Here is a 13,165-nt window from a genome sequence, read left to right as displayed (position 1 = left end):
CATCCGCCTTTTATGCCAGATAAAACCACACGTACCCTTTTTTATTTCCTACTGACCTGGTTAATCATCAATTTCATCCAGTCCGCCTTTTCCGAGCTGCATTATGACGAAACCTATTACTGGGTATTCAGCCGGTTTCTCGACTGGGGATATTACGACCATCCACCGATGGTTGCGGTATTCATCAAGCTGGGATCGCTGCTGATGCCCGGCGCCCTGGGGGTGAGGTTGTTCAGTGTTGTATCCAACGTTGCGGCAATATTCATTTTATGGAAAATTGCGAAAGCGTATGCCAATCAACTTAACCTATTTATCCTGTTGTACAGCAGCATGCTGATTTTACATGTATACAGCTTCATCACCACACCGGATACGCCACTTTTCTTCTTTACGGTACTTTTCTTTTTTTTCCTGCGCAAGTACCTCGAAAAGGATCGCTTTGATTATGCCCTCATTCTGGGCCTGATTGCGGCGGCCATGCTGTATAGTAAATATCACGCCATCCTCGTATTCGCATTTACCATTCTCGCGCAATGGAAATTACTTAAGCGTCCGAGCTTCTGGCTGATTGCCGGCATGGCAGTTGTACTATTTTTACCGCATATTCTTTGGCAGGTAAACAACGGCTATCCGTCGATCGAATACCACTTGTTTGATCGCACCGCACGGGAATACCGGTTTTCGTTCACTACCGATTTCCTGCTCAGCCAATTGCTCATTGTGGGCCCGTTGACGGGCATTTTTTTATACTACTACGTATACCGCCAAAAGACACCTGATGTCTTTTTACGGATATTGAAATTCAACTGCTTTGGTTTCTTGCTGTTCTTCTTCCTGAGTTCATTCAAAAGCCGCATTGAAGCGCATTGGACGTTGCTGGCTTTTATCCCGTTTTTTATACTCGCCTATCTATATCTCGCCCAGCTGCCCCAGCTTCCGCGTTGGTTCAAGCGGTTACTGTACGCCAATATCGGACTCATTGTCCTGATTCGGGTAATCCTGATTTTCCCGCTGCCGGGATTGTCCAACATAAAGGGGCTAAAGCAATTCTGGGGCAAGGTAGCCTTTGCGAAACAGTTGCACAAAGCGATCGGCGATGAAAAGTTGATCATGGACAATGGATTTCAGGACATCTCGAATTACAACTTTGTCAACCAAACGGTCAGCGGCTTTTCGTACAATACACGGACGTACCGGAAAACCCAATACGATTATTGGCCCATCGAAGACAGCCTGCGCAACCAACCCGCTTATTTTGCATCGTTCAAGCGGCATGACGAAGCATTCAATCCCGATTCCATCGAAACCAACCGAGGGCGGCTGTATCTTACCCGCATCGATTCGGTACGGACGTACCAAAAAGTGGCAATCACGGTAAAGGGCATGGCCAAACGTGTCGGGGCAGGCACCTTGCAACGGGTAAATCTGGAACTTTACAATCCCTATTCCGATACCATTTCCTTCTCCAACGCCGGAAAATGGAAATGTTTTATCGAATATGGCTTTACCCAGCGGATTTACGATCCCGGAAATTTCAAGGAAATCCCCGGTGATTACCGGCACCTACAGATCGCTCCCGGCGGAACGGCATCTGTTTCGACCACGCTGCGCATGCCGGAAGTACCCGATGATTACCAGCTGGTATTTTCCATCCGGACGACACCGTTTACCGGTTCGAGAAACAGTAAGAAAATACCGATAACGATTTTAAACAATTAACATTCGCTATGCGCACCATCCGACATCTTACCCTTGCCTTCTTTACCTTGCTCACTGCCGTGCATGGCTACGCGCAGGATTTCGGTTGGAATGTTTACTTCCATGGGTTTGCTGATAATCGCGAATATGCGAAATCGGGTTTATATTCACAATCGATACTCGGTGTTCGCATCGCGCCCGAAATCAATCTATCACTGGATAGTATCCATTTCTTGCATGCGGGGGCTAATTTCCTGCATGAGTTTGGTTCAAAGGGTACGACGGCCGAGCAGATCACGCCGACCATCTACTATAACTATAAACAAGCCGGGCACGATTTCTATATTGGCATGTTTCCGCGTAAAGATCTGCTGAACGAATACCCGCGGGCATTACTGAACGATACGTTGAGCTATTATCGGCCGAATATTGAGGGAATGCTCTGGCGGTATGCAGGCGACCATTTCCATCAACAGATCTGGATCGACTGGACGAGCCGGCAGACCGAAATCGAGCGGGAACAATTTATGGTTGGCATTTCTGGCCGTGTCAGCCTGGGCATTGGTTATTTCGCACACCACATCACGCTGTGGCACGATGCAGGCCGGAAAAACAATACCGATGCGAATGAGATGCCGGTACGTGATAACGGTGCGACGGCACTGAAGTTTGGCCTGGACCTCTCCCCTTTTGTCTTCCTGGATTCGCTAGACATAAATGGCGGCGGTGTTATCGCCTACGACCGGCTGCGTGGTGTATACAATTGGCGGTTACCGAAGGGATTCATGGGCGACATCTATGCGGAATATCGAAAGATATTCATCGCTAACACCCTGTATGCCGGCGAAGGGCTGGATGTAGCCTATGGCGACCGGTTTTATACGGCCAATTTTTACAATCGGCTGGAACTGGGATGGAAACCCCTGCAATACAAAGGACTCGAAAGTAAGTTTACGTTGAGTTTCCACTTCACGCCCGGAGCCATCGATAACCAGCAACAGTTTACGCTGCAATATAACCTCGGGCGGTTGTATACTAAACGACGGTGACCTTCACACCCAGTTTTTCCAAAGCGGTTACCGTGTGTGGAGATACACCCTTGTCGGTGATGATGTAATCCACTTCATCAATGCCACATATGCGGCCGAACCCCCGCTTACCGAATTTAGTGGAATCTGCCAGCACAATCACTTTCTGTGAAACCTCCATCATTTTCCGGTTCAGGTGTGCTTCCTGTGCGTTGGTAGTAGTCAACCCAAATTCCAAATCGATACCGTCTACACCCAGAAAAAGCTTGCTGCAAAAAAAGTCGCTCAGAATCTGCTCAGCGTACAATCCCGCCACTGAGGTAGAGCTTTTACGCAATATTCCTCCCAACTGCAGAATCTCCACGTTGGGGTGTTTAATCAACTGAACGGCCACGTTCAGTGCCGATGTCACGACCGTGAGGTTTCCCGTGGGTTGGATTTCGCGAGCCATTGCCTGAACGGTGGTGCCCGAAGCAATGATAATGGAATCATTTCCCGCTATCATCGACGCCGCTTCTTTCGCAATTGCAACCTTCTCCGACGCCTGCATTTTCTCCTTTTCAAAAACCGTACGGTCTATGGTATACGGATTCGTCAATGTAGCGCCACCATGGGTCCGAAAAAGCAACTGACGGTCTTCCAGTAATTTCAAATCTTTACGTATCGTAACCGACGATACCTCCAACAGCTTACAAAGCTCCAATACGTTAACGGAACCCTGTTGGTGTAAGTGATCGATAATAAACTGATGACGCTCTACATTATTCATGGATTCCGATTTTGCCCACTAAGGTACATATTTACTCTTAAAATGCGATTAATCATTTTGATTTGTTTCGTTTTATTTCACTTACACATTTTATATATTTCGTTTTGTTTTTCATATCGAAATACCTAGGTTTGTATCGAAATAAACATTTCAACTACTTACTTATTATTTTTACCAATTACACTATGCATACCTCATTGTTGGATCGAAATGTAGCATTTCATGAAGTCCGTACTCAAACGGAATGGGATTTAGCCATCATCGGCGGTGGTGCAACGGGTCTTGGCATAGCGGTGGACGCAGCGACGAGGGGATATAAAACCATTTTGCTGGAGCAGCACGACTTTGCAAAGGGCACATCCAGCAGAAGCACCAAACTAGTTCACGGAGGTGTGCGGTACCTGGCAATGGGCGACATTAAATTGGTATACGATGCCCTTCGTGAGCGAGGGATCATTTTCAGGAATGCACCGCATCTTGCCCATGTACAATCTTTTATCATTCCCTGTTATTCGACTTTCAGCAAATGGAAATACCTGATCGGCCTGAAAATCTATGATTGGCTGGCAGGTGGGTATCGTATCGGAAAATCCACATTTTTATCCCGGAAAGAAACAAGCGCCCACCTACGGGGCATTAAAACGGATCGCCTCAAAGGTGGTGTCCGCTATTTCGACGGGCAATTTGATGATGCGCGGCTGGCCGTCAACCTGGCGCAGACGGCAACCGAATATGGCGCCACGGTACTCAATTATTGTGAGGTGACCGGATTACATAAAAACAGCAATGGAAGCGTAACGGGATTACAATTTACCGATCAGGAAACCTCCCAGCAATTTCAGCTGGATGCCAAAGTTGTCATCAACGCCACAGGCGTTTTTGTCGATGACATTCTCCAACTGGACGTAGACACGCACCGACCGTTGGTTAAGCCCAGCCAAGGCACACATGTAGTGGTAAACCGTGCTTTTCTGGGCGACCAGGATGCGCTGATGATTCCAGAAACAAGCGATGGCCGGGTCCTTTTTGGTGTTCCTTGGCATAACCACCTGCTTCTTGGGACAACCGATACGCCCATCGAATCGCACAGCCTTGAACCATGTCCCCAGGACGCAGAAATTGATTTCATCCTGAACACGGCGGCGGCATACCTTACCCATCCGCCCAAAAAAAAGGACATTCTCAGCCTATTTGCTGGATTGCGCCCCTTGGCCGCGCCCCATAAGGAAAACGGTTCCACCAAGGAAATCTCACGTGATCATAAACTGATCGTGAGTCCCTCCGGCTTAATCACGATCACCGGCGGAAAATGGACCACATACCGAAAAATGGCTGAGGAAACGGTAGAAAGAGCCATTGAAACGGCTGCGTTGAATCCGCAACCCTGCCGCACCAGGGATATCAAAATACACGGCTACAGCACACAGAAGCCGGTGGGTCATTGGGCCGTTTATGGGGCCGACTCATCGCATATCCAAGCATTGGCAGCCGAAAAAACGGAGCTGAAAGAAAAACTGCATAGCCGGTTCGAGCATACTGCTGCCGAAGTTGTCTGGGCGGTCCGGCAGGAAATGGCTCGCACCGTGGAGGATGTACTGGCAAGAAGATTCCGGATTTTGTTCCTTGACGCAGCTGCCTCGATGGAAATGGCGCCCAGAGTGGCTGCACTTATGGCCGATGAGCTGCAAAAAGACGAAACCTGGGTAGCCCAACAGATCCAACGCTATCGTTCACTCGCCAGCGGGTATCTCCCAAACGGAGAAACGACCCTAGCGGAAGAAAAACCAAACTAACGAATTCGTAAATTTGCAAAAACCAATATGATGAACCCTTATATCTTAGCATTAGACCAAGGAACCACCAGTTCGCGTGCCATCATCTTTGACAACGAAGGTCAGGTTGTGGCCATGGCGCAAAAAGAATTTAAACAATATTACCCACAATCCGGCTGGGTGGAACACGATGCCCGGGAAATTTGGTCCAGCCAGCTTTCCGTGGCGACGGAAGTGGTGGCAAAAGCCGGATTGAAGGCTTCCTCCATCGCCGCCATCGGGATTACCAATCAACGGGAAACCGCCGTGGTTTGGGAAAAGAGTACCGGTCGCCCGATCCATCCCGCTATCGTATGGCAAGATCGGCGTACGGCTAATTATTGTGACCAGTTGAAAGAGAAGGGTTACGGTGATCTCATCCGTCAAAAAACCGGTCTCCTAATCGACGCCTATTTTTCAGCCAGCAAAATCAACTGGATACTCGATAACGTAGCAGGAGCCCGTGAAAAAGCCGAAAATGGAGCGCTCGCTTTCGGGACGGTAGACAGCTGGTTGATCTGGAACCTTACGGGCGGTGAAAAACACATCACCGATGTGTCCAATGCCTCACGCACCATGCTCTATAACATCCATACTCTTGATTGGGATGATGAGCTACTGGAACTGTTTGAGGTACCGAAAAGCATGCTACCGGAAGTGAAAAGTTCATCCGAAGTATACGGAGAGACCGCAGCAAATATTCTAGCCGCCAAAATTCCCATAGCCGGCATCGCCGGCGACCAGCAGGCTGCGCTGTTTGGGCAATTATGTACGAAAACCGGTATGGTAAAAAACACCTATGGCACAGGATGTTTCATGCTGATGAACATCGGGGATGCCCCTGTACGTTCAAACAATAACCTTGTTACGACGATTGCGTGGAAAATTGGCGATAAGGTCAGCTATGCGCTTGAAGGCAGTATCTTCATTGGCGGTGCCATTGTACAATGGCTGCGCGACGGGCTGGGCATCATACGGAATTCCGCAGATGTAGAAGAACTTGCCTCGTCCGTACCTGACACCGATGGCGTTTACCTTGTGCCCGCTTTTGCGGGATTAGGTGCACCTCACTGGGATCCCTATGCCCGTGGGACCCTTGTGGGATTGACCCGGGGTAGCAAGGCGGCCCACATCGCACGGGCGGCCCTCGAGGGCATTGCTTTCCAAACCGTAGACATCCTGCGTGCAATGGAAGCTGATGCCAATACAGAAATCAAGGAACTTCGCGTAGATGGTGGAGCAACCGCGAATAACCTACTGCTTCAATTTCAGGCCGACATTTTGCAGGCAGGCGTGATCCGGCCGCAAATTACGGAAACCACGGCCATTGGAGCTGCTTATTTAGCAGGGCTTGCCGTCGGGGTCTGGAAAAGCACCGACGACATTCAAAGTCAATGGCAAATCGACAAAACATTTACCCCCGATACGGGCTTCAATGCGGGCGCAGCGCTGGAGCGCTGGCATCGCGCGGTGGAAACAGCAAAACACTTTAAATAATGGTCAATGAATAATGGTCAATGGTTAATTCCTAGCTGCTGAATAACCATTGACAATTAACCATTAACCATTAACAATTAACAATTAACAATTAACCATTAACAATTAACCATTAACAATTAACCATTAATTATGACTCCATTTATTGCAGAAATTATCGGAACCGGATTTCTCATCCTACTGGGCGGTGGCGTGGTGGCCAACGTTGTCTTAACCGGTACCAAGGGAAACAACGGTGGCTGGATCGTCATTACTACGGCATGGGCGCTGGCCGTATTCGTAGGAGTGGTTATTGCAGGTCCTTACAGCGGCGCCCACCTGAATCCAGCGGTTACATTGGCCATGTGGATTGCGGGTAACATCGGACCGGGAGAAGCAGCTTCCTATATGTTGGCGCAATTCATTGGTGCCATGGGCGGTGCGTTCTTTGTGTGGTTAATCTACCAAGATCATTTCAAGGCAACAACGGATGCCGGCGCGAAACAGGCGGTATTCTGCACGGCTCCGGCAATACGCAATCTTCCCGTAAATCTGATCAGTGAAGTGGTGGGCACATTCGTGCTCCTTTTCGCCGTATTCTATTTCACCGATGCAACGCTCGACAACACGCCGGACGCAGCCATTCCCATTGGTTTAGGTTCTTTGGGTGCCATTCCGGTGGCTTTTGTCGTCTGGATAATCGGTTTGGCACTCGGAGGTACTACGGGTTATGCAATCAATCCTGCCCGCGATCTGGGGCCCCGCATCGTACATGCGCTGCTGCCGATCAAAGACAAAGCTCCGTTTGACGCGGCCTATGCATGGGTTCCCGTAGTGGGACCGCTTTTGGGTGCTGCTCTTGCGGCAGCTGCGTTTTTATGGTTAGGGACATAACATGAACTCCGACCTCGTTTTTTAACGATAAATCCATTTCTAATTAATCCTCAACTGCTATCTTGCAGCTACCTTAAATAAGACCCATGACTGAAAACCGAAGGGAGTTCCTAAAAAAACTGACCCTGCTGGCAGGAGCAACCGGTATGGCAACCAGCATTCCGCCGGCCATCCAACGGGCACTCGCCATCCGGCCAACGCCGGGCAGCACATTCCTGGATGCCGAACACATCGTTATCCTGATGCAGGAAAATCGATCGTTCGATCACAGCCTGGGTACGCTGAAAGGCGTACGGGGTTTTAATGACCCGCGTTATGTATCCTTGCCCAATGGCAACCCTGTATGGTTCCAATCCGATCGTCAGGGGCACACCTATGCTCCTTTCCGTTTGAATCTTAAGGAAACGAAAGCTACCTGGATGGGCGCCGTGCCTCATTCCAGACCCAGCCAGGTGGATGCCTACAATGAGGGATGGCACGACAACTGGATCGAAGCCAAGAAACGAGGGCGCGCCGACGACGATATCCCGCTTACGATGGGATATTATAACCGGCAGGATATTCCATTTAACTATGCGCTGGCGGATGCATTCACCGTATGCGACCAAAACTTCTGTTCGGGCATGACCAGTACCTGGCCCAACCGTCTGTTCTTTTGGACCGGTACGGTAAGAGAAGAACCCACCCATACCAGCAAGTCATGGATGCGAAACGACCTACCCCTTGGGGAAGGCCGCTGGAAGACGTTCCCGGAACGCCTCGAAGACGCTGGCGTCAGCTGGAAGGTTTATCAGAACGACGTAACCTGCGGCGGTGGGTTCGAGGGTGAAGAACGGTCATGGCTGGCAAATTTCGGCTGCAATCCACTGGAGCTATTCGAACGCTACCATGTACGGTTTACCTCGCGGTATGTACCTGCGTTGCAGCGTCAATTGCGTGAACTTCCCGGTGAAATAAGCGAGCTCCGGCGCAAGCTGGAAAAGGAGGAAAACGGAAGCGCCGCCTATACCCACGCAAAGAAAGCACTGGAAAAAAAAGAAGCCGTATTGGCCACCGCGCAACAAGAAGCAGCACGGTGGGCAGCTGAAAACTTCGATAAACTGGACAAAACAGAAAAAAATTTATTCCACCGAGCCTTTTCAACCAACCGAGAAGATCCCGACTTCCATACGCTCGACGTACTGAAGTATACGGATGAAGCCGGCCAAGCCCAGGAACTAACTGTACCCAAAGGCGATATACTGCATGCCTTCCGGAAAGACGTGGAAGCAGGCACGCTGCCTACGGTATCCTGGATGGTTCCTGCAGAAAAGTATTCGGACCACCCTACAGCGCCCTGGTATGGATCGTGGTATATTTCCGAAATCATGGATATCCTCACGAAGAACCCGGAAGTGTGGCGGAAGACCATCTTTATTATGACATATGATGAGAACGATGGTTATTTCGATCACATTCCGCCCTTCGTACCACCAGATCCCAACAAAAAAAACAGTGGAAAATGCTCAGCGGGCATTGATCCACGCATTGAATACACCTCGCTTGAACAAGAGCTGGCTGAAGGAAAAACCAAAAAGGATGCCCGGGGAGCAGCCATGGGTTTAGGGTACAGGGTGCCCCTGATTATTGCATCGCCCTGGACAACGGGCGGAAATGTCTGCTCGCAGGTGTTCGACCACACATCGACTTTGCAGTTCCTGGAAACGTTTGTAAACCGGAAGTTCAAGACCACCCTCCGGGAGGACAACATCAGCGCGTGGAGGCGCGCCGTTTGTGGCGACCTCACAGCGGCTTTCCTGCCAGCCGATAAATTAGTTCGCAATAGAAACCTACCATTCATCCAACGAGATCCCTACTTGGAGGCCATCCACCAGGCACAATTCCGCGAGGCTCCCAATGGATTCCGTGATCTCGGACCGGAAGACATCGCCAAGGCTCGGGTGCGTCCCTGGGAATTGCCCGACATGCCCAGGCAGGAACCCGGTATAAAGACCACTCCACCCCTACCCTACGAACTGCATGCCGACCTGCTACCCGGAGCTGACGGGTTGACACTGAAATTGGCCGCCGGAAATGCACTTTTCGGCAAAAAGAGTGCTGGAGCTCCTTTTACGGTGTATGAATTGGATCACATCCGGTCGTACGCGTTGGTGGCCGGCGACGAGCTTTCGGACAATTTTGCAATTGGCAACGAAGGCTATGACATCCGGGTAAACGGACCGAATGGATTTTACCGACATTTTAGGGGCTCCCATGCTCCTGACTTCTCCGTCCAATTGGGCTACGAAACCGACCAGGGACAGCCCACGGGAAATCTGTCGGTAACGTTAAAAAATGGAAGCAATACCCCGTTGAAGGCACGTATCAAGGACAATGCTTATGGAGTACCGCTCCGTACCCACCCCCTGAAAGCCGGGGCTACCGAGACGATTGTCCTAAAGCTGACAAGTAGTCACAACTGGTACGATCTGACGGTCACCACGGATACCGAACCAAGTATTTCATGGAGCTATGCAGGTAAGGTGGAGACAGGAAAAACCGGCTTTACGGATCCACAAATCGGGAACTTATTTTAGCGGATTCATTCGCCGCTAAGTGCCCTGACGGATATATAACCGGCAAAATGCTTGACCAGATGCTCGCCGTTACCATGTACCGTCCAGATTTCCCGTGGATTTACCTGGACAACGTAGTTCAAAATATCCTTCCAATCTACGTGATCCGAAATATAGAGGTCCATGTCGTTTGAACGTTGCAGGTGCTTCCAACCCGAAGCAAATACGCGGATCACGTTGGTCGCCCGGTAATAACTGTTGAACGTCATGGGCGGAACGAGGTATATGTGATGCGCGTCACTGGTTTTCATTTCCCGGCGATTATAGGGCTCGTAGTTTAGCTGGGTGATTCCCAATGATGCATACAACCGATGCAACGGCAGGATTCCGTGGTGCACCAATACCCTTCTACCGGGGCAATATCGATTGATCAACGACGTGATCCGTTGTGCCTTACCCAACGCATAGGCCCCCAGCAGCATGTGGTGGGATTGGTCGTTTATTTTACGAATCTCCGTTACCGGGTCTGGATGCGCAATTTGCGGATCTGCAAACGTACTTTCAGTAATCAGCACATCCGCTTGCACCACTTCCAGTGGCTCACACGTATCGTCATCCTGCAACTTATAGTCGCCCGTAAACAGGTACCGTATCCCTTTATACTCCATCACAATCTGCGCTGAACCCAGCATGTGTCCTGCAGCGACAAAATATAAAGTAACTCCGCCGATGTCAAACGCCTGTCGGTACGAAAACTGAAGAAAGCTATCCATTGGCTGGCGAGGATACCGGTACCGCATAAAGGCAGCTGTGGGAGGTGTGCAGTATATCAGATCGTGTCCCGGACTCGCATGATCGGCATGGGCATGGGATACCACGGCCCGATGCACCGGAAGCGATGGGTCGATGAAAAAATCACCATATCTGCAATAGTAACCCTCCTGGCGCTTGACCAGGAAATCCGGTAATATACTTTCCATTAGGGTTGACCTGAGCGGAATCGTTTATCAAGTTCCAGCACTTGAGGAATGAGGGCTTGCACGCCATCGTTAACGATGACAAAATCTGCGAGTCGTCTTTTTTCTTCTTCCGGCCACTGCCGTTCCATTCGAGCTTTTACCTGCTCGGCCGTGATGCCATCCCGTTTCATTACCCGCTCGATCCGCAGGCTGAGGGGGGCCGTCACCAAAATCGTATAATCATTCAACTTGAACGAACCGCTTTCAAACAACAGTGCAGCTTCTTTGATGGTGTAGGGCGCTTCCTGCCTCATTACCCATTCCTCCCCGGCTCGGATGGCTACGGGATGCACCAACGCATTCAATTTTTTCAACCGTTCTTCGTTGTTGAATACCTGACCAGCCAGGTATGCCCGATTCAATGTTCCGTCGGGATGGTAGGCCCTATCGCCGAACTCGGCCCGGATAGCGTCTACCAACGCCGTATTATGCGTCATCAACCGCTTGGCCTCTGTATCTGCATCAAAAACCGGTATTCCCAGTACGTTAAAAATCCGGCATATTACAGACTTGCCGCTGCCGATGCCTCCTGTTACACCTATCTTTACCTGCGCGCTCACTTTCTCACAAAAAAGTCCACATTCTGCGGTTCTATTTTCACCAGTTTACAAAAATCAGGCATCTGTGTAATGATTACAGGCAGACTCTGAACATCGTTCTCTACCCAATCATCCATGTTTACGACGGCTTCAAATGTACCCGCCGTAACCTTCATAAAATCACGCAACGAGACGATGACGGTAAGCTTCACTTTGCCGGGTAGCAGCTTCACCGAATTGAACTGCTTGGCATTCTCGGCCTTCAGCGGCACTTCCAGAATTTTCTCGGTGACCTCCCCCACAGGAATATCTACCTCCACGGAAGTGGGATATACGTTGATATTGGCACGCTGATTTTGTTTCAGGTTAACGATGGTATGCACATCGCTGTTGACATCGGTATACCGTATGGTATCGGTTTCCCAACGTTCTATCTGCACAACGTCTTCAAGCGGCCCCGTGATCGTCACGTATTCGGGCGAAACATGCAATTTGTCAATAACGTCATATTGTTTACTAAATTGCAGATTATACAGCGCTTTTACCGGCACTTTGCGTTCGGTTTGTTTTGAAAAATCAAAATACAACGTATCGGGAGCTACCGACATCACCCGTTGATTTTCCGGAAACTGTCGATTGAGAAACCCCAGCTGGTTGCTAAGCACTACCCAATTCCGGCTTTGCAGTCCACTCAGATCAACCTGCACGGTGGGACGCGCCGATCGCAGCTTTGAAAACAGCAACTGCCATCCGGTAGCTTCCACCTGGACGTTTACTGTATCCGATTGCAGCGGATGGAATGCGCGGTTATCTGGTATATTGACATATTGCACACCGGATTTTACCGTATAAATGTATTTATTGGACACCGCAAAAAGTGCCCAGGCCAAAAATGAAAAGACAATGCATTTTGCGAAAATGCTAAGTTTGCGCCGCTGGGTCTTATTTAAATTCAGTATCGGCATACTACGCAAACTTAGCAAAAGTGAGGTTTACAAACAAACCGCCGTGACAGCGTAACCCAAGTGTTAGGCTTTCGGTGGGGTATTCAGCGCTTTGGAAGCTTCCAATGCAACGGCCGATTTATCGAAACGGATTTTCACTCCGCCTCCTACATCTACCAGGAAGGTCGTCTCGGAAATTTCCACGATGCGACCATGTATGCCCGCCGTTGTTACAACCCGATCGTTTACCTTGAGTTCTTCTATATATTTCTTATGATCTTTGGCCTTTTTCATTTGTGGCCTGATCATAAAGAAATAAAAGACCACGATAATCAGGATCATCGGCAAAAAGCCCATGATTCCGCTCGCACCAGATCCGCCCGCTTGCAATAAAATTGTTGATGTTATCATTATCTGTTAATTTATTATTTT

At 49.6% G+C, this 13,165-nt stretch carries 11 protein-coding genes; 6 read left to right on the top strand and 5 right to left on the bottom strand.

Translation table 11 applies throughout. From position 1 onward, the window contains the following. Positions 1–12: 12 nt before the first annotated feature. Both BMZ56_RS02295 and BMZ56_RS02290 read left to right on the top strand, forming a co-directional pair. Complete coding sequence (locus tag BMZ56_RS02295; RefSeq protein ID WP_090623648.1) at positions 13–1,719, top strand: ArnT family glycosyltransferase; 1,707 nt, start codon at positions 13–15, stop codon at positions 1,717–1,719. Positions 1,720–1,727: 8 nt separating this feature from the next. After that, positions 1,728–2,747 carry a lipid A deacylase gene (locus BMZ56_RS02290; protein ID WP_090623644.1) on the top strand — a complete coding sequence of 340 codons (1,020 nt, stop codon included), beginning with the start codon at positions 1,728–1,730 and terminating at the stop codon, positions 2,745–2,747. On the opposite strand, the gene BMZ56_RS02285 is transcribed toward BMZ56_RS02290, so the two are convergent. Continuing rightward, positions 2,734–3,495 carry a DeoR/GlpR family DNA-binding transcription regulator gene (locus BMZ56_RS02285; RefSeq protein WP_090623640.1) on the bottom strand — a complete coding sequence of 254 codons (762 nt, stop codon included), beginning with the start codon at positions 3,493–3,495 and terminating at the stop codon, positions 2,734–2,736. The two genes, BMZ56_RS02290 and BMZ56_RS02285, sit on opposite strands and share 14 nt — an antisense overlap. 185 nt (positions 3,496–3,680) lie before the next feature. Here BMZ56_RS02285 and BMZ56_RS02280 point away from each other — a divergent pair, with 185 nt between their 5' ends. The 4 genes from BMZ56_RS02280 (at position 3,681) to BMZ56_RS02265 (ending at position 10,252) form a co-directional block, all read left to right on the top strand. Continuing rightward, the gene (locus tag BMZ56_RS02280) at positions 3,681–5,288 is read left to right on the top strand and encodes a glycerol-3-phosphate dehydrogenase/oxidase (protein WP_090623636.1); all 1,608 of its coding nucleotides are present in this window, start codon (positions 3,681–3,683) and stop codon (positions 5,286–5,288) included. 30 nt (positions 5,289–5,318) lie between these two features. Further along, positions 5,319–6,803, top strand: coding sequence for a glycerol kinase GlpK (gene glpK / locus BMZ56_RS02275; protein ID WP_218146455.1), 1,485 nt, complete (start codon positions 5,319–5,321; stop codon positions 6,801–6,803). Positions 6,804–6,935: 132 nt separating this feature from the next. Beyond that, positions 6,936–7,676, top strand: a complete 741-nt coding sequence (locus BMZ56_RS02270; protein WP_090623627.1) for an MIP/aquaporin family protein — start codon at positions 6,936–6,938, stop codon at positions 7,674–7,676. An 86-nt stretch (positions 7,677–7,762) separates the two neighbouring features. Further along, entirely contained in the window at positions 7,763–10,252 is a 2,490-nt protein-coding gene (locus BMZ56_RS02265) for a phosphocholine-specific phospholipase C (RefSeq protein WP_090623623.1), read from the top strand. Between the two features lie 5 nt (positions 10,253–10,257). On the opposite strand, the gene BMZ56_RS02260 is transcribed toward BMZ56_RS02265, so the two are convergent. The 4 genes from BMZ56_RS02260 to yajC all read right to left on the bottom strand — a co-directional run bounded on the left by BMZ56_RS02260 (position 10,258) and on the right by yajC (position 13,141). Beyond that, positions 10,258–11,211 carry an MBL fold metallo-hydrolase gene (locus tag BMZ56_RS02260; RefSeq protein ID WP_090623620.1) on the bottom strand — a complete coding sequence of 318 codons (954 nt, stop codon included), beginning with the start codon at positions 11,209–11,211 and terminating at the stop codon, positions 10,258–10,260. Next, a complete protein-coding gene (coaE, locus tag BMZ56_RS02255) occupies positions 11,211–11,810 on the bottom strand; it encodes a dephospho-CoA kinase (protein WP_090623616.1) in 600 nt (199 codons plus the stop codon). Before coaE ends, BMZ56_RS02260 begins: the two co-directional genes overlap by 1 nt. Beyond that, entirely contained in the window at positions 11,807–12,754 is a 948-nt protein-coding gene (locus tag BMZ56_RS02250; RefSeq protein WP_090623611.1) for a CdaR family protein, read from the bottom strand. The genes coaE and BMZ56_RS02250 overlap by 4 nt, the downstream gene beginning before the upstream one ends. A 63-nt stretch (positions 12,755–12,817) precedes the next feature. After that, positions 12,818–13,141, bottom strand: a complete 324-nt coding sequence (gene yajC, locus BMZ56_RS02245; protein WP_090624437.1) for a preprotein translocase subunit YajC — start codon at positions 13,139–13,141, stop codon at positions 12,818–12,820. Positions 13,142–13,165 lie beyond the last annotated feature (24 nt).

Source organism: Parapedobacter indicus, from assembly GCF_900113765.1.
Classification (GTDB): Bacteria; Bacteroidota; Bacteroidia; order Sphingobacteriales; family Sphingobacteriaceae; genus Parapedobacter; species Parapedobacter indicus.
Note: the sequence above shows the minus strand (reverse complement) of the source record. Positions and strands in the feature narration are given on the sequence as shown.

What these genes read in the sequence shown, in the direction of transcription:
- BMZ56_RS02295 (WP_090623648.1), top strand. Translation starts at nt 13, where the DNA reads ATGCCAGATAAAACCACACGTACCCTTTTTTATTTCCTACTGACCTGG.
- BMZ56_RS02290 (WP_090623644.1), top strand. Translation starts at nt 1,728, where the DNA reads ATGCGCACCATCCGACATCTTACCCTTGCCTTCTTTACCTTGCTCACT.
- BMZ56_RS02285 (WP_090623640.1), bottom strand. Translation starts at nt 3,495, where the DNA reads ATGAATAATGTAGAGCGTCATCAGTTTATTATCGATCACTTACACCAA.
- BMZ56_RS02280 (WP_090623636.1), top strand. Translation starts at nt 3,681, where the DNA reads ATGCATACCTCATTGTTGGATCGAAATGTAGCATTTCATGAAGTCCGT.
- glpK (WP_218146455.1), top strand. Translation starts at nt 5,319, where the DNA reads ATGAACCCTTATATCTTAGCATTAGACCAAGGAACCACCAGTTCGCGT.
- BMZ56_RS02270 (WP_090623627.1), top strand. Translation starts at nt 6,936, where the DNA reads ATGACTCCATTTATTGCAGAAATTATCGGAACCGGATTTCTCATCCTA.
- BMZ56_RS02265 (WP_090623623.1), top strand. Translation starts at nt 7,763, where the DNA reads ATGACTGAAAACCGAAGGGAGTTCCTAAAAAAACTGACCCTGCTGGCA.
- BMZ56_RS02260 (WP_090623620.1), bottom strand. Translation starts at nt 11,211, where the DNA reads ATGGAAAGTATATTACCGGATTTCCTGGTCAAGCGCCAGGAGGGTTAC.
- BMZ56_RS02250 (WP_090623611.1), bottom strand. Translation starts at nt 12,754, where the DNA reads ATGCCGATACTGAATTTAAATAAGACCCAGCGGCGCAAACTTAGCATT.